This is a genomic window from Bacillus sp. NPDC077027, from assembly GCF_050269555.1.
GTDB lineage: Bacteria > Bacillota > Bacilli > Bacillales > Bacillaceae > Bacillus.
This window is the reverse complement of the sequence record NZ_JBNNIO010000001.1, coordinates 260,480-279,149: the sequence shown is the minus strand read 5'-3', so window position 1 is coordinate 279,149 and position 18,670 is coordinate 260,480. Positions and strand designations below refer to the sequence as shown.

Annotated in this window: 19 protein-coding genes, 1 tRNA gene, 1 pseudogene and 1 other annotated feature (1 of these 22 only partly in view); of the genes and pseudogenes, 4 read left to right on the top strand and 17 right to left on the bottom strand. The window is 37.0% G+C overall.

All coding sequences use genetic code 11. The features are described from left to right. Window positions 1-86 (bottom strand) — a binding site (T-box leader) (it extends 159 nt beyond the left edge of the window). 8 nt (window positions 87-94) lie between these two features. Continuing rightward, complete coding sequence (ilvE, locus tag ACQKEZ_RS01585) at window positions 95-1,009, bottom strand: branched-chain-amino-acid transaminase (RefSeq protein ID WP_427298192.1); 915 nt, start codon at window positions 1,007-1,009, stop codon at window positions 95-97. A 442-nt stretch (window positions 1,010-1,451) separates the two neighbouring features. Here ilvE and ACQKEZ_RS01580 point away from each other — a divergent pair, with 442 nt between their 5' ends. Then, a complete protein-coding gene (locus ACQKEZ_RS01580; RefSeq protein WP_427298191.1) occupies window positions 1,452-2,495 on the top strand; it encodes a lactonase family protein in 1,044 nt (347 codons plus the stop codon). A 239-nt stretch (window positions 2,496-2,734) separates the two neighbouring features. Here the strand turns inward: ACQKEZ_RS01580 and ACQKEZ_RS01575 are convergent, their stop codons facing one another. The 3 genes from ACQKEZ_RS01575 to ACQKEZ_RS01565 all read right to left on the bottom strand — a co-directional run bounded on the left by ACQKEZ_RS01575 (window position 2,735) and on the right by ACQKEZ_RS01565 (window position 6,302). Continuing rightward, window positions 2,735-3,151: a YkvA family protein gene (locus ACQKEZ_RS01575; protein ID WP_427298189.1), complete on the bottom strand. Its 417-nt coding sequence runs from the start codon at window positions 3,149-3,151 to the stop codon at window positions 2,735-2,737. A 569-nt stretch (window positions 3,152-3,720) separates the two neighbouring features. Then, the gene (locus tag ACQKEZ_RS01570; protein ID WP_427298187.1) at window positions 3,721-4,986 is read right to left on the bottom strand and encodes a Kelch repeat-containing protein; all 1,266 of its coding nucleotides are present in this window, start codon (window positions 4,984-4,986) and stop codon (window positions 3,721-3,723) included. A 245-nt stretch (window positions 4,987-5,231) separates the two neighbouring features. Further along, window positions 5,232-6,302 (bottom strand): acyltransferase family protein, encoded by a 1,071-nt coding sequence (locus ACQKEZ_RS01565; protein WP_427298185.1) that lies wholly within the window; start codon window positions 6,300-6,302, stop codon window positions 5,232-5,234. A 332-nt stretch (window positions 6,303-6,634) separates the two neighbouring features. Here ACQKEZ_RS01565 and ACQKEZ_RS01560 point away from each other — a divergent pair, with 332 nt between their 5' ends. Further along, on the top strand, window positions 6,635-6,916 hold the full coding sequence (locus ACQKEZ_RS01560; protein ID WP_427298183.1) for a hypothetical protein: 282 nt from the start codon (window positions 6,635-6,637) through the stop codon (window positions 6,914-6,916). A 739-nt stretch (window positions 6,917-7,655) separates the two neighbouring features. On the opposite strand, the gene ACQKEZ_RS01555 is transcribed toward ACQKEZ_RS01560, so the two are convergent. The 10 genes and pseudogenes from ACQKEZ_RS01555 to ACQKEZ_RS01510 all read right to left on the bottom strand — a co-directional run bounded on the left by ACQKEZ_RS01555 (window position 7,656) and on the right by ACQKEZ_RS01510 (window position 15,332). After that, entirely contained in the window at window positions 7,656-8,105 is a 450-nt protein-coding gene (locus tag ACQKEZ_RS01555; protein ID WP_427298181.1) for a PH domain-containing protein, read from the bottom strand. Between the two features lie 801 nt (window positions 8,106-8,906). Continuing rightward, a tRNA-Arg gene (locus ACQKEZ_RS01550) sits at window positions 8,907-8,980 on the bottom strand. Between the two features lie 123 nt (window positions 8,981-9,103). After that, a complete protein-coding gene (locus ACQKEZ_RS01545) occupies window positions 9,104-9,628 on the bottom strand; it encodes a YfcE family phosphodiesterase (RefSeq protein ID WP_427298179.1) in 525 nt (174 codons plus the stop codon). Window positions 9,629-9,641: 13 nt separating this feature from the next. Beyond that, window positions 9,642-10,244, bottom strand: a complete 603-nt coding sequence (locus ACQKEZ_RS01540; RefSeq protein ID WP_427298177.1) for an XTP/dITP diphosphatase — start codon at window positions 10,242-10,244, stop codon at window positions 9,642-9,644. An 11-nt stretch (window positions 10,245-10,255) separates the two neighbouring features. Beyond that, the gene (rph, locus tag ACQKEZ_RS01535; protein ID WP_427298175.1) at window positions 10,256-10,984 is read right to left on the bottom strand and encodes a ribonuclease PH; all 729 of its coding nucleotides are present in this window, start codon (window positions 10,982-10,984) and stop codon (window positions 10,256-10,258) included. A 143-nt stretch (window positions 10,985-11,127) separates the two neighbouring features. Then, entirely contained in the window at window positions 11,128-12,189 is a 1,062-nt protein-coding gene (locus tag ACQKEZ_RS01530; RefSeq protein ID WP_427298173.1) for a GerMN domain-containing protein, read from the bottom strand. A gap of 100 nt (window positions 12,190-12,289) precedes the next feature. Beyond that, complete coding sequence (gene racE / locus ACQKEZ_RS01525; protein WP_427298171.1) at window positions 12,290-13,108, bottom strand: glutamate racemase; 819 nt, start codon at window positions 13,106-13,108, stop codon at window positions 12,290-12,292. Between the two features lie 7 nt (window positions 13,109-13,115). Further along, window positions 13,116-13,556 (bottom strand): MarR family winged helix-turn-helix transcriptional regulator, encoded by a 441-nt coding sequence (locus tag ACQKEZ_RS01520; protein ID WP_427298169.1) that lies wholly within the window; start codon window positions 13,554-13,556, stop codon window positions 13,116-13,118. A 134-nt stretch (window positions 13,557-13,690) separates the two neighbouring features. Further along, window positions 13,691-13,777 (bottom strand): annotated as a pseudogene (locus ACQKEZ_RS01515) (hypothetical protein); the annotation flags it as partial. A 31-nt stretch (window positions 13,778-13,808) separates the two neighbouring features. Then, on the bottom strand, window positions 13,809-15,332 hold the full coding sequence (locus tag ACQKEZ_RS01510; RefSeq protein WP_427298167.1) for a recombinase family protein: 1,524 nt from the start codon (window positions 15,330-15,332) through the stop codon (window positions 13,809-13,811). A gap of 157 nt (window positions 15,333-15,489) precedes the next feature. On the opposite strand from ACQKEZ_RS01510, the gene ACQKEZ_RS01505 reads away from it, so the two are divergent. Both ACQKEZ_RS01505 and ACQKEZ_RS01500 read left to right on the top strand, forming a co-directional pair. Then, window positions 15,490-16,464 carry a hypothetical protein gene (locus ACQKEZ_RS01505; protein WP_427298166.1) on the top strand — a complete coding sequence of 325 codons (975 nt, stop codon included), beginning with the start codon at window positions 15,490-15,492 and terminating at the stop codon, window positions 16,462-16,464. Window positions 16,465-16,535: 71 nt separating this feature from the next. After that, window positions 16,536-16,727, top strand: a complete 192-nt coding sequence (locus ACQKEZ_RS01500; protein WP_427298165.1) for a hypothetical protein — start codon at window positions 16,536-16,538, stop codon at window positions 16,725-16,727. Between the two features lie 44 nt (window positions 16,728-16,771). Here the strand turns inward: ACQKEZ_RS01500 and ACQKEZ_RS01495 are convergent, their stop codons facing one another. From ACQKEZ_RS01495 to ACQKEZ_RS01485, 3 genes are all read right to left on the bottom strand, one after another. Next, window positions 16,772-17,263, bottom strand: coding sequence for a hypothetical protein (locus ACQKEZ_RS01495; RefSeq protein ID WP_427298164.1), 492 nt, complete (start codon window positions 17,261-17,263; stop codon window positions 16,772-16,774). A gap of 113 nt (window positions 17,264-17,376) precedes the next feature. After that, window positions 17,377-17,580, bottom strand: coding sequence for a hypothetical protein (locus ACQKEZ_RS01490; RefSeq protein WP_427298162.1), 204 nt, complete (start codon window positions 17,578-17,580; stop codon window positions 17,377-17,379). Between the two features lie 254 nt (window positions 17,581-17,834). After that, window positions 17,835-18,644: an N-acetylmuramoyl-L-alanine amidase gene (locus tag ACQKEZ_RS01485; RefSeq protein ID WP_427298160.1), complete on the bottom strand. Its 810-nt coding sequence runs from the start codon at window positions 18,642-18,644 to the stop codon at window positions 17,835-17,837. Window positions 18,645-18,670 lie beyond the last annotated feature (26 nt).

Sequence of the window (18,670 nt, the reverse complement as noted above, 5' to 3'; positions counted from 1 at the left end):
TTTAGAAAGTAACACCGGTTTTCAGCTAACACCGGCTCTCTGTAGATACTGACTCTAAAGCTAATAGTCCTCTTCAACGTTTATCGATATCTATTTAACTAACATTTGCATTCTCATCTGTAAAAACGACTTTTTCTCCTTCTTCTACAACCCGCTTACGGAACTGTTCAAGAAGTTTGTTTGTGTGGAAGCCTGGTTTACCTTCACCAATTTGTCGTCCATCAACCTTCACAACCGCAATGACTTCTGCTGCTGTTCCAGTTAAAAACACTTCTTCTGCTGTATACACATCATGTCTAGTGAAAGGCTCTTCTTTCAATTCGTATCCTAGGTCCTCTGCGATCTCTATTATGGCATTTCGTGTAATACCTTCTAAAGCACCGATATAACCTGGTGGTGTATAAAGCTTGCCTTTTTTATAAATAAACACATTGTCCGCAGAACCTTCTGCCACATAACCTTGATCATTCAGCATGAGCGCTTCACTAACCCCTGCCATATGCGCTTCGATTCGAACAAGTATGTTATTTAAATAGTTTAATGATTTTACTTTTGGACTCAGTACATCTGGACGATTTCTTCTCGTCGGTACTGTCACAATATCAATTCCTGTTTCATACAAGTGCTTTGGGAAAATAGCCAGCGGTTCAACAATGATCACTGTATTTGCTCTGCCACAGTTGTTCGGATCTAGACCGAGATCCCCGACGCCCCTTGATACGACAAGTCGTATATACGCATCTTTTAATCCGTTCTTTTCAACTGTATGAATCATCTTTTCAGCAAGCTCTTCTAGTGAATATGGTATGTTTAGCATAATGGATCTAGCAGAATCGTATAAACGATCCAAATGCTCTTTCATTCGAAAGATATTTCCGTCATAGACGCGTATCCCTTCAAAAACACCGTCTCCATATAAGAAACCATGATCATAAACGGAAATTTTAGCATCCTCTTTTTTCACGAGTTGATCGTTTAAAAAAATCCACTGCTCCATCTGGTTACCCATTTTTACGAGCACCCTCTCTTTAATAAGTAAAAAGTAGTTGAATTTTCAGATATTTTTACCAAAATATCTTTGGCTTGTTTGCTTTGTGTGTTTAACTTTTGTTGAACTCATCTTACGCTCCTTTCCAAACAGTGTCAACAGCATTTTTAAAATTATTAGACAATTTAGACTAATCAAAATTGAATGTATCCGCTTACACTCTTGCTAGACAAGGAATGAAAAAACTTAAAATTTTTTGTATTTTTTCTGCATTTTATTTACTCTACATGATCGGTTTGATTTTGAACAAACTTTTGTTACATTTCTTCACATCTTTTTGAAGGAACAATAGAGATTTTTCGGAGTTACTTTTTTTATTCCTTTAAATGCTTCATGCCTTTCTAAAGCGTTTTCTTATCACTTTGTGATAAAATGATAGGATCTTACTTAAGGAGGGCTTTTCATGGCAAACATCAAAGGTTATATCGGAACATATACAAAGGGTGACAGCAAAGGCATTTATTCATTTACACTGAATACAGACAAGCAGCGAATTGAGCAAGTAGAAGTTGCTGCTGAGTTAGGTAACCCTACATACTTAACGGTGTCTGACGATCAAAAATTTGTATATGCCGTTGTGAAAGATGGTGACCAAGGCGGGATCGCAGCATACCAAGTTGACCGTGAGACAGGAAAACTTACATTGATCAACCAAGAGCTAGATGAAGGCGCTTCTCCTTGTCATGTGACAGTTGACAGCAAATCAAAAACTGCTTTCTCAGCCAACTACCATAAAGGAACAGCAGAAGCATATGAAATCAATCAGACTGACGGCTCCGTTGTACGTACACTCTCACAGGCGCAACATGAGGGCTCTGGCCCGAATGAGGATCGTCAGGAAAAAGCTCATACACATTATTTCGGACTGACACCAGATGATAAGTATGCTGTGGCAGTAGACCTTGGGACAGATCGCATTTACACTTATACACTTGAAAATGGCAAGCTTCAGCTCATACATACCTTTGAAGCACAAGCAGGTAGCGGACCTCGTCATATTACTTTCCATCCAACAATGAACATCGCATATGTCATGACAGAGCTTAGCTCTGAAGTAATTGTGCTTCGCTATTTTGAAGATGGTCATTTCGAAGCTGTACAATATATTAGTACCATTCCAACAGACTTTACTGAAAACAACCAAGGCAGTGCGATTCACGTATCTTCTGACGGTCAATTTGTGTACGCTGGAAATAGAGGACATGACAGCATTGCTGTCCTTCAAACAGAAGAAGACGGTCAATTACGTCTGGTTGAGATTACGTCTTCTGAAGGAAATTGGCCAAGAGACTTTGCAGTCGATCCAACAGAAGAATTTATTGTGAGTTCAAACCAAGAATCTAACAACCTTGTCCTTTACAAAAGAGATAAAGAAACTGGCCAACTGACTGTCCTCCAATCAGATGTTGCAGTCCCTCACCCAGTATGTGTGAAATTCTTACGATAATTAAAAATGAAAAAGCCTCCTGAGAAAGGGGGCTTTCAGATTGTTGACAAAGGTCTAAAATGATTTTTATTTTAGACCTTTGTCTTCTTTTCAGCGTAACCTGAAAACCCTTGAAGTCTAGGAAGGACGAGTACTGGAGCGGAGCGAATGTGTGATTCGTGAGCATCAGCGCGCAGACCTGACAACGAATGCGAGGGTTTGTCTACACGCTGAAAGCCTCCTGAGAAGGAGGCTTTCATTTATGATGACGTCATTTCTCCGTCTAGTTTTTGATCAATCAAGGATGTGTCAGTCTTTTCACCAAACCATTGCGATAGCCTGTCCTTTGCCTTAAACTTCACACCATCATCAATATACATAGCTACTTGAAGCAACGCAAAAGTAATCGCACCTAGATCATCCGTGTAACCTACGCCCACCATCGCATCTGGAATTAAATCAATCGGCAAGATAAAGTACCCTAACGCTCCGACAATGAAGGTTTTCGCCTTTACAGGTACCTCTGGCTTTTGGAGCGTATAATATAGAAGAAGCACAGCATACACAACGGACACACCTGCTTTTTGTGCTGTCTTTTTTAATTTATGCCAAAAAGCTTGACCATCATAATGCTTCTCAGTTTGCTCGAGGAGTTCTTTTTTCTGTTTACGTTTCATCGTCAAGCCTCCTTTTAGTCGTATTAACTATATCAGTTAAAATAGTTATACACGATTTTTCAGCAGTCGACAATGAATCAAGATTTCATTCCTATAAAATATTAGTTATGTTCTCAGACAAGGTCAGTTCCACTTAAATAAAAATTGCACAAAAAAAGATTTCCTACACATTTAGCTTCACTTCGCTAGATAAAACAAAAGATTACACGATTGGAAGTTGCAGTACACAAACCACTTTCAAACGCTTATTTAAAACCTTTATTTTCCGATTAATACAGTTCGATTTTCACTAACATTAAATTTCTTATCTAAATGAATTTTTTGCTTCTTTTCCGTTTTATTCACCAGGCTAAATGGTAGCTCGTAACTAACCATTATATCTTTCAATTTTTATTAGCGCTTAGGATAATTAATTACTTATGTGCTATTACGTCTATTTTCAACTGCTCCATCATTGAAAAACAAAAACTTCTAACTCCCGTTTCTATATGCAAATAAAAATATTTATCACTAAAAACACACGAAACGGTCATCCAGTAGAAACTGAATGACCTCACCTTAAAATACGGTCATTTCTTATATTTATTGACCTCATACATCAGGATGTTTTTGAACACGACATAATCCTTTTTACTTTCAAAAGGTCCTTTATTATTGTCATGCTCGTCAATTTCATAAAAGCCAGGTCCTTCGCCTGCATCACGCTGCTTGTACCACTTTAAAAATGCATTGACTTCCTTCATTGAAAGCTGGTATTCCTTTTGCAGACCATTGACCATTGTGATGATTAGTAGGGCGTCTCCGTCTTCGCTAGGTACTTCGTCATCTGGTTTAGTACCGTTCCCGTTATCAGTTCCTGGATCTGGAGTAGTCACATCTTTTATTGAATACTTCTCAATAGAGTTAAAGGCATTGCCTTGAGTATAGGTTTTTGTCCCTCCTCCAACTGTATAAAGATCACCATTTATTGATACTGTGCCAGCTCCACCGCGGGCAAACTGTATTTTTTCATCCATTACACTGACAGAATCAGAGGCTGGATCATACACTTGGACAATTTTAGGCAAGTTGGTCGTTGATGAACTAGCAAAACCTCCAATAATATAGATTTTCCCATTAGAAGCGGTAGAAGAAGTGTACCAAAGAGCGTAGTTTAAATTCGCCTTATTTACCCACGAATCTTTCGATGGGTCATACTCATAAATTGAATTTGAACCTGAATTGGTTCCACCACCAATGTAGTAAATTTTCCCGTCGACTACAGCCGCTGTTGCAGCTCTTCTATTAGCTGGTTGATTCGCCTTATTTACCCATTTTTTTGAAGATGTATTATAGGAAAAAAATCTAGCAGCAGAAGTTTTTTCTTGTTGTGTCATAAGATAAATCGTTTCATCAATTGCTACTGCTGTACCCAAAAAGTTTTTTGTAGGTGCATCTATTCCTTGTTCCCATGTATCCGTTTTAGTATCATAAATGAAAACTTTAGAAGAATCTTCATATGAACTACTACTTTTTATATTACCTCCTAATATATATATTTTTTCTTTTACTACTGCGACAGCAGAACCAGCTAAATTTATTGGCATATCAGCATTTTGCGACCATTCATTTTTTTTAGAATCATATACAAATGTGGTGTTCGTTGCCATACTTTTTTGCCCATACCCACCTATAACATAAATTTTGTCCCCTACCGCAGCTGTTGCTGCATGGCTTCTTGGCTCAGGCAAATCAGCCTGGCTCACCCATCCTTTTTCTTCTAATGCATGTACCTTATAAAAAGGATTGCAAATTGCGCTTAAAATAAATACTAATAGTAAGATGTTTTTTTTCAAAAATATCGCTCCTTTTGTAAATTTTATAACACAAGAGTCTATATCGTCTTATATAAGAAAAGTTTTAGCTTATGCCCATTTAACCATTTCTATAGCGCTCTCTTTTTCTATCTGATTTAATATACAGAACGCTCTATCAGTGTTTGTAAAACGATCTTTTCAGCCATATTCATTCTCCTTCTTTTATTAGTCTCAAAATAAGTTACTCAATAGCAACACATTAAAAAAAGCCCCTGTTAAGGGACTTAGAAATTTGTTCTTCTTTCTTCCGAATTTGGCTTTAATAACGATGTTAATTTTTTGATAGTATTTATAGGTGATGTGATAAACCAACTGATTGCAGTAAAGAAATTTGAGCCTAAAAAGCTGACAACCACAAATGCTAAAGCGAAATAAAAAATGAATTGTGTATCTCCGCTCCATTCATTCATAAATTCCGTTTTCCTTAATAAAAACACAAAAACAGGGTGGAATAAGAAAATCCCTAGTGAATCATCTCCCCACTTTGTTAAAATGCTTTTCTTATTACTTATAGATATAAGAAGGAGCAAACACAACCAAGCAGACAAGAGGTAATGAAGAATCATTTTAAGCATATAGTTTTCATCATTTGCTAAAAACCTTTTTATTCCGAAGCTACCACGGAATAGCCATTCTAAATTAGGCGTAAATTCAATAAATAGTATTGCTAATGATGCTGTAGCAATTAGTAACACCTTAGCTATTGTAGGTTTTATAAATTTATAAACAGCATTCAAATTGTCTTTTGTCATAAAGAACCCCGCAAAGAAGAAGGGGGCAAATGAAATGGTTCGTTGATAACTAAGTGTATAAGAAGTGAAATTAGGATAAAATTCTTTCACCGTCTCCACAATCGAACCAGTGTACCATCGTGAAATAAGACACACAATGAATATCAAAATAAAGATGCTCAATTTTCCTATCAAGTGTAATCTTAATTTCGATAAACCCCAAGCTAGCACATACCAAAAAATCATACTCACAATGTACCACAAATGGAATTGCGGCTTACCATAATGAAATGCTAGCGTCTTATACTCTCCTATAAAATAAAGAAACCAGTCAAAGAATGACTGAAATATAATGTACAAAAGAAAAAGGTTTATTATTTTACTCAATTTAATTCTTTTAGCCAAATATCCACTAATGAAAATGAAAAGCGGCATGTGAAAAGCGTAAATGAACACAAAAAGCTGATAATAATTTTGTTTATTCAGTTCTATTAAATGGCCAAAAACCACTAAAAAAATCAATAATCCTTTTATATTACTTAACTTTAAATCCTTTTCTATCAACAGGCTTCCCTCCAACTCCAATTTTAGGATATATGAAGAAGGAAGCCAGTGCAACTATGCATTTATATTGTTAGACCTCTTTGTCTCAAGGCTTCTTTCTGTTGTTTGCCTTTGTTAGTGTGACATAATTATTTTTGAACTCTGAAACACCCAGAACAATCATGAACCGCTAGACCCAAAAATAGAAAAACGGGTAAATTAGGTCTGGGATTACATAGGATTTTTTACTGAAAAGCATTTGATAGTAATATCTGTACTGGAGATACAAAAAATACACATGATAGTATAGAGTGCTTATTAATCCACTTCACTTTAAATAAGGAGGATAGTACATGAATATCGAGCGTTATCAATCAAAGATCGTTGTAAATATCAATGATTGGGTAGAAACTGATTTAAATGAATTAGCTGAAGAAATACGACGTTATCAACGAGATTATCAAAATGAGTTGGTGAAAATTAATTCTATTTCGAAAATCTCTGAGGTTATAAATAATCATTGCCAAGTTCGAATTGTCTTTGATCACATAATAGACACTGACAACACTGGTGAATATATTGAGGATATAGAAGATCGTTTATTCTTAGAAGATCCAAAAGAATTAGAAGAATAGGATGTTTTATAAGCAAAACGTCAATCGACCTCTATTTTGAAGGACGGTTGACGCTTTGACAATTTATCAGAAAACTGACATGTTTAGTTCTTTTTTGGTCTTTGAACCATAAATTCCACCAGTAGCCAGCCCATTCATGAGTTGAAAACTCTTAACAGCATCCTAATTTAGTTGATTAGTTATAGAACCCGCAACAGCGATCTTAAATCATTTAGAACTTGTACAATTAATGTTTCTATAAACCTTCAGCAGAGCTTCTAGTATTGGAGTTCTCATGACCAATAGATGTTGTTTTTCGTAGCAGTGAATCCTTTTCCTGTTAAATCAGTTATTTAAATATTAAAGAAATTAATGTGCAAGGTTTAAGACATACACACACTCATACTATGTTCACGTTATTAAAAAGTTAAGAGAGAAAAACGAGAATATATCAACAAACACATTTGAATCAATGCTTCTGTAGTGGTGTGCAAAAAAGTTTCAAAATGTATCTTCTTGGATCGAATACTAGCAGAAAACAAAAACGCCAGAAACATTGGTTTATCAATGTTTCTGGCGTTTTAACGATTTTTAATCTGATTCATCATAAAACGTCCCAGGAGAGATTCGAACTCCCGACCGACGCCTTAGATGGGCGTTGCTCTACCCTGCCTTCATCCAATGTTGGGCTTGATATAAACCTCAAACTTTAAGGAAATCCCGCTCTATCGAGGACATAGACTTTCTTTTTTACACAATATTACTTAATGTGCATTTTTACAAATTCATATATTTCTATGAAGTTTGGTGAAGTGATGTGTGTGACTCTATCTTTTTTACTTCCAAATAATCCTGATTTGTTAAGGTAAATCATATTGTTTGTAATACCAAGAGCCTTCGTCATGTCGTAGTCCACTTCGTCATAGTTCTTATACTCATATACATGAGTCTTTAATTTGCCAAATGGTGGTTTTACTTCAATGAGGATAACCTTTGTATCCGTAAAGAATAGATACCCGAAGGTTGTGCCTTTGAATGCTCCTGTGGAAAGGAAGTAAAACTTCTCATCCTTCGCTTCTTTCTTAATTAAATTTAGGACTTTCTTATAATGATTTCTGCTTGTTTTAGGGAGTTTCTCTGCTTCGCTTACTAATCCATCAAACGTAGAGTATTCTCCAATAATTGTGATTTCTACTTTTATATTACTCATGTTGTATCCTCCACTTGTTTCTTATCTTACAAAACTTTAGTATACTATCTTTTCTCCAACATGTGATAAGGATTTATTTACGATATTCGTTAATGGATTGGATAACTTTTGCTTTATTTCTACTTGTTATACCTAATTCGCTTCATTGTGAGCGTGAGAGATTGGCTGTTTAAAATCACGGTTTTATTAATTTGTATAATTGTTGAGGTGAAAGTATCCTGTGTTCAATCATCCGCTCCTATAGAAAAAAGAGAGCCTCAATTAAGAGATTCCTCTTTCGTCTAAGACTCCAGCTGCCCCCCCTTTAAACTTTTTATAATGGGCTTCTACAATCGGTAATGCCCATTTAGCAGTGTGTTCCCTATGAATCCACCTTATGCAATAGTTCTTTATAATTGAATTATTAATATGAAAGATACAAAATATAGGATTTCTTCTTCAAACAACGCTTTAAGATATCTCAAAACAGACTTTCTATTTATTTCTGTATCCTTTACATTTGTATCAATCTTAGTATATGAAATTGGAACGTGTTTGCCTAGCGATGGTTTCGAGAGAATCAGAAATCAACATTGAGTTATTTGTTACCTCAGACTGATTTATTTTAGCTTTTGGACTTGTGGAGTTACTTCCAGTTAAGCTACCTAATAACCCTTTTCTTTTGGTCACAACAAAAAACCTCCTCTATCGAAAGTGATATAAGCCAATAACAGGTGTAATTTCTTACGTGACCGTTATACTGACCGTTTCACTGAACGATATAGAAGGTTGATTTGACGGGCTTTAGTACCCGATTTAGTACGTCCCAGGAGAGATTCGAACTCCCGACCGACGCCTTAGAAGGGCGTTGCTCTATCCAGCTGAGCTACTGGGACATGTTTTATATGTAATGTCGTCTTTAGTAATTACCTCAGCGACAATATTTATTATATGACTATTGTTCTTTAAAGTCAACGTCTTTTTTAAAACTTTTTTCATAAGGGGCAAAATATGCGCCCTTATGAAATTGATTCCAATGTGACATTGTTTTCGAGTTCTTTGATTGGCTGACCTTCATCTGTGAAAAACTGTACGTGCGCGTTTGTTTTATCTAGCGTCAGTATAGCATAGCTTTTTTCTTTTCGCACTCTTGGCAGGTGGATGCTGCCGGGGTTGATGAGCAGTTTCCCTTTTATCAGTTCACTTCCTGGAATATGAGAATGTCCGAAACAAATCACAGTTGCTCCTAGCTCTTCTGCACGATAATAGACTTGGAGCAATGATTGTTTAATGCCATGCAGATGACCGTGTGTAAGAAATAGTTTTCTTCCACCGTCTAATGGGAGAAGGAGCTCTTCTGCAAAGTCACCGATGAAGTCACAGTTGCCTTTTACGGTTTTGTAGCCTTTCAGTGCTGGGTGATCGGTCTCAAGTTCTGAATCTCCGCAATGAATCATCAGATCAACCTCTCCTTCATGCCGTTTTGCAATGTGTCCAAGTTCGTCTGTTAATCCATGACTATCACTGATGATTAAAATCTTCATGACCGCTTCCCCCTTATTGATCAGCATCAAGCAGTGTTGAAAGCTTTCGAAGTGCAGCTGCACGGTGACTGATTTTGTTTTTCTCTTTTGGAGATAGCTCTGCCATTGTTTGATCCTTGTCTTTCACAATAAAAATAGGATCATAGCCAAAGCCATTTTCTCCTGATGGCTTGTCCGCAATAAAACCTTCTACAGACCCTTCGACCGTTTTTGTATCCTTACCTGGGATGCTGACCGCTAGTGCACATCTGAACCTTGCCGTACGTTCCTCTTTTTCAATTCCTTTCAGTTCACTTAGTACCTTGTTTACATTATCTGTGTCGTCCTTGTGCTCTCCGGCATATCGAGCTGAATATACGCCTGGTTTTCCGCCAAGATAATCAATCGATAAACCGGAATCATCAGCTATGACGATTTCTCCCACTTCTGCCGAAACAGCCTCGGCTTTGATGATGGCATTCTCTTCAAAGGTTTGTCCTGTTTCTTCGATGTCATCTGTATATCCGATGTCAGCAAGCGTTTTTACCAAAAAGCCTTTTGGTTCAAGTATCGCTTTAAATTCCTTCGCTTTTCCAGGATTATGTGTTGCGATAATGGCTGTTTTCATCCTTATCAAAACCCCTCTGCTTAATCGATGAAATCTCCCGTGATTTCTTTTTGTTTTTCAATGAGTTCTTTGATTCCTTTGTCCGCCAAATCGAGAAGTCCATTCAGCTGTTCTCTTGAGAATGTAGCTTCCTCTCCTGTTCCTTGAAGCTCTACAAATCGACCTGCGCCTGTCATGATGACATTCATATCAACTTCAGCAGATGAATCTTCTACGTAATTTAAATCTAACAGAAGTCCTTGCTCAGAATCAATTCCAACGGATACTGCAGCGAGATAATCGGTGATCGGATTTGTTTTGATGACGCCTTCTGATAGTAGTTTTTGAATCGCTAGTGTCATGGCAACAAACGCCCCAGTAATGGAGGCTGTTCTCGTTCCCCCATCTGCTTGAATGACATCACAATCAATCCAAATGGTGCGTTCGCCGAGCTTTTCTAAATCGACCACAGCGCGTAGTGCTCTTCCGATCAATCGTTGAATTTCCATGGTACGCCCAGTGACTTTACCTTTTGAAGATTCCCTCATTGTTCGTTGAGAAGTGGCTCTTGGAAGCATGCTATATTCAGCTGTAATCCAGCCTTTTCCTTCTCCTCTTAAAAAAGGAGGAACGCGGTCTTCTATTGAAGCGTTGCATATGACCTTTGTATTTCCCGCTGAGATTAAGACAGATCCCTCTGGGTGAAGAATGTAGCCTGCCTCAATTTGAATCTTTCTTAATTCGTCATGTTGCCTTTCATCAAATCTCATGTTTTACCTCCGTTACTCTATACCTTCCATGTGGCAGCGCTCCTACTAACTTAGACAACCTAAACCGATTCTAACCGCCTGGAATAAAAAAGAGGCAGCTCGTATGCTTGCCTCTTTTCCTCCATTATATCAAATGTATGACCTTAAAAACTACCTGTATTCACTCGATCTGGTCTTGAAACTGGCTTTGTCAGTTCAGTGCCCTTTTCATTGACTAGCTCAGCCTTTCCATTTACTTTCACAGAAACGCTTTTCACATTCGGTTGTTCTGTGAGTGTTAACACAATACTATCAAGCACTTTTTGAGAAATGACCTTCTTCTTTTCATCAGCGCTCCCAAAGATAGATTCATTAAAATCAAGGGTCACATGTCCATCTTTTATTTTCGGTGCACTGACAAGTTTCACATCCTGATCAAAGTCAGTGAGTAGGTTGCTTGTTTTACTTGGACCAGATACGAGTTGATCAATTGCTGCTGTAATCGGATCATCTTCTTCTTTTGATGTTCGTTTCGTCACAGGTACGTAGTAAGTAGTGTCATCGGATTGTGATAAGTAGTAGACAGTCACCGGCTGTGTCGCTGTCATATCTGTCACGGCTTCATGTTGAATATTAATGCCGTCCTCTCGGCTTAGATCCTCTGAAATTGGAGTACCATTTACAGGCATTTCTTTCAAGTCATGCCCATTCATTTTCAATTTCACCTTCGAAATCGAATCAAATTGCGTTAGTGTCCAAGTAACGGATTGCAAAATGCGCTGTTCATCTTCTTTTTTATAGTTTTTAAATTCATTTGAAAAATCGACGACGGCTGTGCCATCTTTTATGTCTACAGATACACTTGTATCAGCAGGCAATACAGCTCTAAAGCCATTGGGCAGTAAGTCAGAGATCGGACCACCATCTACGAGATATTCAAGTGTTTGCCTTGCAGTTCCTTCACTCTTTGGAAGCGGGATCGATTGAGAGACAACATAGCCATCTTTATCAATTAAATACAACTCTCTCATAACAGTGTCTGCTTGTTTCTCCTCTTTACTTTCTTTCGCTGTTTGTTTCTCATTTTTATCTTCTTTTACATAAGTGACGTTTTGCGGTGGGTCAATTTCCGTCTTCGCTTGATCTGTTTGAAATAGCCCACATCCTGATAAAAGCATTGCCGATGCAATACATGTAACGGCTGCTGTTGATCCTTTTTTCAGCATACTTCACCCTCCTCTGGTAGTTTGTACTACTATGTATACGAGCTCCTTCAGAGGATTAGACCCTTTTCATAAAAAATAACCCAATCCGAATGGAACTGGGTTAATTCTGATAGGTTTTTTCAAGTGACACGGTTTCAACACTTCCTGGTAAATAACCGAACCAGTCACTTGCAATGTTTTGAAAATTACTTTGTTCACCCGTTGTGTAAAACTGATGATGTGGTACTTCTTGAGATGTGTTAAGTAATCCTTGATAAGAAAGAATGGTACTGGCTTCTCTCGCTGTTTCATCACCTGATGAAATGATGTTTACATCATTTCCCATAAAACGTTGAATCGGTTCCTTTAAAATCGGATAATGTGTACAGCCAAGGATTAACGTATCAATTCCTTTACCTTTCATCGGCTCAAGAGAGGCTTTTACAACTTCATCTGCTGTATGATCTAAGAAGGTGCCGCTCTCAACAAACGGAACAAGCATTGGACATGCCAAGCTCTCAACCGTAAGGCCGGTTTTTAATGAAAGTAGTGCATTTTTATATGCATCACTTTTAATGGTATTCATCGTTCCAATAACACCAATATGCTGGTTTCTCGTGACCTTAATTGCTGTACGAGCACCTGGCTGAATGACACCAATGACTGGAATATCTAGTGTTGCTTTAATTTCATCAAGTGCAATGGCTGTTGCGGTGTTACATGCAATGACAAGCATCTTGATGTGATGATGTCTTAATAAGTAATTGGTCATTTCCCATGTATATTGCAAAACTTCTTCTTGCATGCGCGGGCCATAAGGACATCTCTTTGTATCGCCCACATAGATGATTTTTTCTTTTGGCAGTTGTCTAATGATTTCCTTGGCTACGGTTAAACCGCCCACTCCAGAATCAAGCACGCCGATTGGTTGATCCAACAAAATCGCCTCATTTTCTTTTCATTTGCTGCTGTAATTTCACTAGTGACTTGTCGAAAACGATGACTTCTTCTTCGGAGAAAGCACCAAGTAATTCACGCACGTATTCCTGACGTTTGACAATCACTTCTTGAATGATTCTCTCGCCCTCAGGCAATAAATGAATACGAACGACCCGCCGATCTGATGGATCCTTCACTCGCTCGACAAGCTCGCTTTTTTCCATTCGATCAATTAAATCTGTCGTCGTACTGCAAGCCAGATACATTTTTTGTGATAGCTCGCCAATAGTCATATCACCAAATTCATAAAGCCATTGAAGGCCGACAAATTGAGGTGGAGTGATCGTATATTGATTCAGAATTTCTCTACCTTTTTGCTTAATAATCGCTGCAATATGTCGTAATGATTTTTCAATATGTGCAACATGGTCTAACTCATTCGCTTCCATTTCATTGATACCTCACTATAGCATCTCACTTTGATTAAAACGTATATTCCTATTTTCCTCGTTTTTTAAAGAAAATGCAAGAAAGACAATAGAAATAACCGGCTCCTTCGCAGAGGAAGGATAACCGGCTGACTTTAGAGCTCTAGCTCACCCATACGCAGAAGCTCAACAACGGCCTGTGATCGACCTTTGACTCCCAGCTTTTGCATGGCATTTGCTAAGCCTACCTTTTGCAAATCGTTATCCATGCAGTCATTTGAATCTGTAATAGATGTTTATTTTCCCATTTGGATCAATAACGATACGATCAATCAGCTTTTCAAACACATGCTTTAAGTCTTTTTCTCTATCCTCAAGTTCTTGAATGACTGCTTTCATTTCGATGATTGAATTCTTTTCATTTTGTACATGTTGTAATGAAAATAAACTCTGTTCAAGATTTGTTATTTTGGCCTGAATGTCGTTCCGTTTACTTTGAAATTCAGCTTTTGTAATCATTTGATCTTCTAAGTACAGTTCTAACAATCTTTTGTTTTGTGTCTCTAAAGATTTCAATTCTGCCTTTATGGCTTTAATTTGTTTTTCCTTTTGTTCAAGAGCATTTTTCTTGAAGTCGTGTGAAATGCCCTCTGAAAATGTAATGAGATTTTCAACCACAAAATCTCGAAGTTCTTCATATTTGATCGGAACATGATTCACACATCCATCTTTCCCAGACCTTCTAAAATTACTACATTTCAGGTATTTCCAATAAGTTCGCTCTCCATTTTTCTTGTCTCTATGAGTCTGGATGATCACCATTTTAGATCCACATTTTCCACAAATAATTAACTTTCTCAACTCATTCCAAGGTGTGAATTTTCTCTTTTTATTGACTGTTTGTTTATTGTTAGCTTTTTCCCAATCTTCTCTAGAAACAATTGGCGGGCAGAAATTTTCATAAACAGTCCATTTTTCAGGTGGATTTCTAATGAATTTCTTTCGTCCATCTACCTTTATCGTTGTATGTCTATTAGCAATGTGAACTCCACAATAGATAGGGTTTTTTAAAATTGTCTGTACCGTTGTGAGCTGCCAGTTACTTCTTTTCCTGGGCGGAGGTATTTCACCAGCTTTACACTTCTCCTGCAAAGCATATGTAACTCTTTTCTGGCCTAATCCCTCGTTGTTATATAAATGGAAGATCAATCTTATGACATCTGCTTCGTTTTCATTAATAACGAGGTATTTCCCCTCTTTCATATAACCATACGGTACTCTTCCAGAATGCTCTCCTCGTCTGGCCTTTGCTGCAAGTACACCACTTATGTTTACGGACATAGATTTAGGTAACTGCTCTGCGAAAAGGGCTGACATTTCAAATTTCATTGAAGCTTTACTTTCGTACAGGCTATCATAATCTTCTTCAAGAGTCACGACACGAACACCGTTAGATACTAAAATCTCTCTAATATAAAGAGCATCTTTCAAATCCCTCGCAAGACGTGTGATGGATTTGAAAATAACCATTTTTATTTCTTTCTTTTCAGCCAATGAAAAAATGTATTTCATTGCTGCCCTATCTTCAAGGACAGTACCGCTGATACCATCATCTAACAAAACAGAACGGTCATCCCATTCATAGTTGTGTTGCTCGATCCAATATCGACAAACATCAATTTGGTTTTCCTTAGAACTTATTTGCTCGTCGCGGTCTGTCGAAACCCTTGTATAGACCTTATAAGGGTAATCGTCATATTTGATGATTTCTTCAACTGATTCTTTGCGGAAATGCATATAACACACCCCAATTGTGAATTGTTCTTACTAAATTATAACATCCCGACCATCAATTCCGTAATATTCTTAATTTGGAAAAAACATTATTTTCCCTCTTTTTAATTCAATAATATGATAGACTTATTTGGAAAATATTTGTTTTGGAGGGTCTATTTTGAATCTTATTAAAACTTTTCTCTTTATGATTTTATGTGCCTTATTCTTATCTGCTTGTGGCAAAGCAGAAAACACATCCACAAGTAACCCTAGTAAAAAAGAAGAAAGCATTGAAACTAAAGAAAAATTAAACGTAAAGATCACTTTGGATAAAGAAATCACAAACAATAAAATTATTATCATTAGTGGGAAGAGCAACTTACCTAAAGATACGAAACTAAGGATTCGTCTTGAACTCAAAAATTCTCATAAAAACTCAATAGTTAATTCAACTGTTCAAAAGGATGGATCTTTCGAGTATAAATTCTTTAATGAAGATGACGGAGTATTTGATGATGGAAAATATATTATATATGTCGAAACACTACCGGTTCTTGAACAAACTGAGGTTGTTCAAGAAATTTTTGGAGACAATGGTTCTAACCTAACTGGTCCACAGATTAGCGGTGACTCAGAACTAAAAGCTACTGCTAAAATAAATTTAAAAATAAACAATTCTGAAGTTATATCTGATGAGGAAACTTTGCCTAAAGATAAAGATGCAGAGGAAGAGAAAAATGAAGTTTATAACTCAGAAGAAGTTGAAGATAACAGTGAAGAAGATGAGTTAGATATGGTAAAAGATGATGCAGAAATAGAAATCAAAACAATTATCAAAGAGAACTATAAAACCACATCTATTGAAAAAATTGAAATTAACGAAGATATGGGTTCGAGTGAGAAGAACAAGTTAATTGCTCTTGTTTACTTGTCTTTTGATGCCTTGAACACAAGTAAGACAGCTTATAACATGGTTGAAATGTATAGTGATGACTTAGCTGCAAACATTGGTAAAGATAATGATACAGTCAATCAGATAGCTGTATTTTGGAAAGTCCCTTATATAGATGAAGAAGAAACAGTGGCTAAATTCTCTTACGAAAGATCAGGTAGCAATATGATGATAACTGATAAATATTCATCGTTAAATTAGCCCTCTACTTGAAGGGCTTTTTCTTTGAGTTTATAATCGAACGTACATTCTTTTTTGTGGGAGGTTTATGTATGACAGACCTTGAGAGGAAAATATATCGAATAATCTATAACATGAGCCGATTTCGCAAGAATCCTACAATAGAAGACCTTAAAATAAAAACAGGCAGGGATGAGCAGACGATCCGTAAGGCGGTTAAGAACCTTATATCAAGAAATGAATTAGAATGGGATAAAGAGAAGAAAGAATGGCGGTTTAAATAAAAGTAAAAGCCGCCCAAATGGACGGCCAATTTCACATAATAATCTTATTGAGCAGGAGCAACTTTGGCTACTTTTGCACCACAAGTTAGCATGAATATAAACACAACGGTAGGATGAATTGCTACGCCCATAAGACTAATAGCACCTGCTACCGCAACCCAATCTCCCTTGTCTATTGATTTTTGTAGATGCTTTAAAGAACCTTTAGCGATTCCAGCTGCATCTTCAATACATCGCGTAACAGTGTTGCTTTTAGTGGCAACATCTTTATTCATGTTTTTTGCAAAAGCGACCATTCCATCTTTCACTGCATCTGAATAAGGTGAATTTGCAAGCTCTTTCTCATTAATGACGAAGCCTTTTTCATCAGAAACTATAATTTTTGTGAAGATGTATTCAACTTCTTTTAAAGACTTCTCAATTTGCTCTTCTGTCAAACCTTCTAATCCTGAACTTTGTGTCTTTGCAGATGCAGCTGGAGCAAAGGCAGTCACAGCTAGAACTAATGCTAACATTAAAAAAACCAATCTTTTCATATTAACTCCCCCTATTTTCAAATTCAAATTTACTTTATCATACATTATTAGAAAATAAAGGGGTTTAAGAGAGAGTTAAAGTCTTTTTGCAAAGGTCGACATATTGCGACAAATTAACCCCACATAAATAGAAAGAAGAATGATAGCGCCCAAGTAATTAAACCAAGCATTACAAAAAATTTAAGGAAACTCTCGTACTTTGTAAGAGGACGTTCCTTCTTTAATTTCGACAAGCGCCAATGAAGAGCATAACCAGAGAGCACCAGAATTAATTGACCAATTCTTGATACTTCTTCTAATATATCTATACCATTCATTATAGTTCACCTCCCAATTCAGAGAAAAATCAAACAGTCCACATGTTTATTTTTAATCACTATCCAACATGATTTCAATTTATTATCGCAAATATCCTTTCACTTTCCAATATTTATGTAAAAATAAGTAATAAGAATCATTACACAAGATAGATGAAAACCTCCTTTTGCATCATATCAAAAATATATAGGTGGACTTGAAGTAACTGAATTAAGACAAAAAAGCCCCTCCAACAAGGAAGGGCTTTTTCATTTTACTTTTGTTTTACCTGAACATATTTCGTGGCAGCTGTGATATAAAGACCTGATTTAAGCTTATACATTTTTGCCCCGTTGACCGTAACGGTCTTATCAATTGTAAATGCTTCACCCGGCTTTACTTTTTTGTGCTTTGCTGACCAATTCGGCTTATCATAGACCCATAGCCACCCATCAGCATTCGGCTTCACCAAAGCCATTTCAATGCCTTTTGGCGCCGTTTCTTTTTTAGAGCTTGTTTTAGATGATGATGACACCTTTTTTAAACCGACGGCCGATGCGATACCTTCTGCGTGTCCCTCGGCCAAAGCATCAAGGAATGATTCCTGTTTCAGCAACGCAGCATCTTCTTTGCGGTCAATGAAAAGGTTCTCTGTTAGGATTGCTGGCATTTTTGTCTCTCGCAATACTGCAAGATTTTTAGACTTTTTCCCGCGGTCAGATGTTTTTGCTTTGATCTTGTTATAAATGAAATCATGCACAATTTTTTGCTGCTTACCCGTGCTGGATGCTGCAGATAATTTATCGAAACGATACGTCTCAAAGCCTGTGCCGCCAGCTGCATTGATATGGATTGATGCAAAATAATCAGCGCCCCATTTATTTGCTAGTCTTGCTCTTTGAGACAGATCAATATAAACGTCAGTTGATCGTGTGAGCTTAACTGTTACCCCGTAAACTTTCTCAAGTATTGTTTTTGTTTTCTTAGCAATAGTTAATACAAGGTCTTTTTCTTTCAACCCGTTTGCTACTGCGCCCGGATCATGTCCACCGTGTCCCGGATCAAGCATAATTTTCTTTGTCATAATCAATCTCTCCAATCATTTTTTAT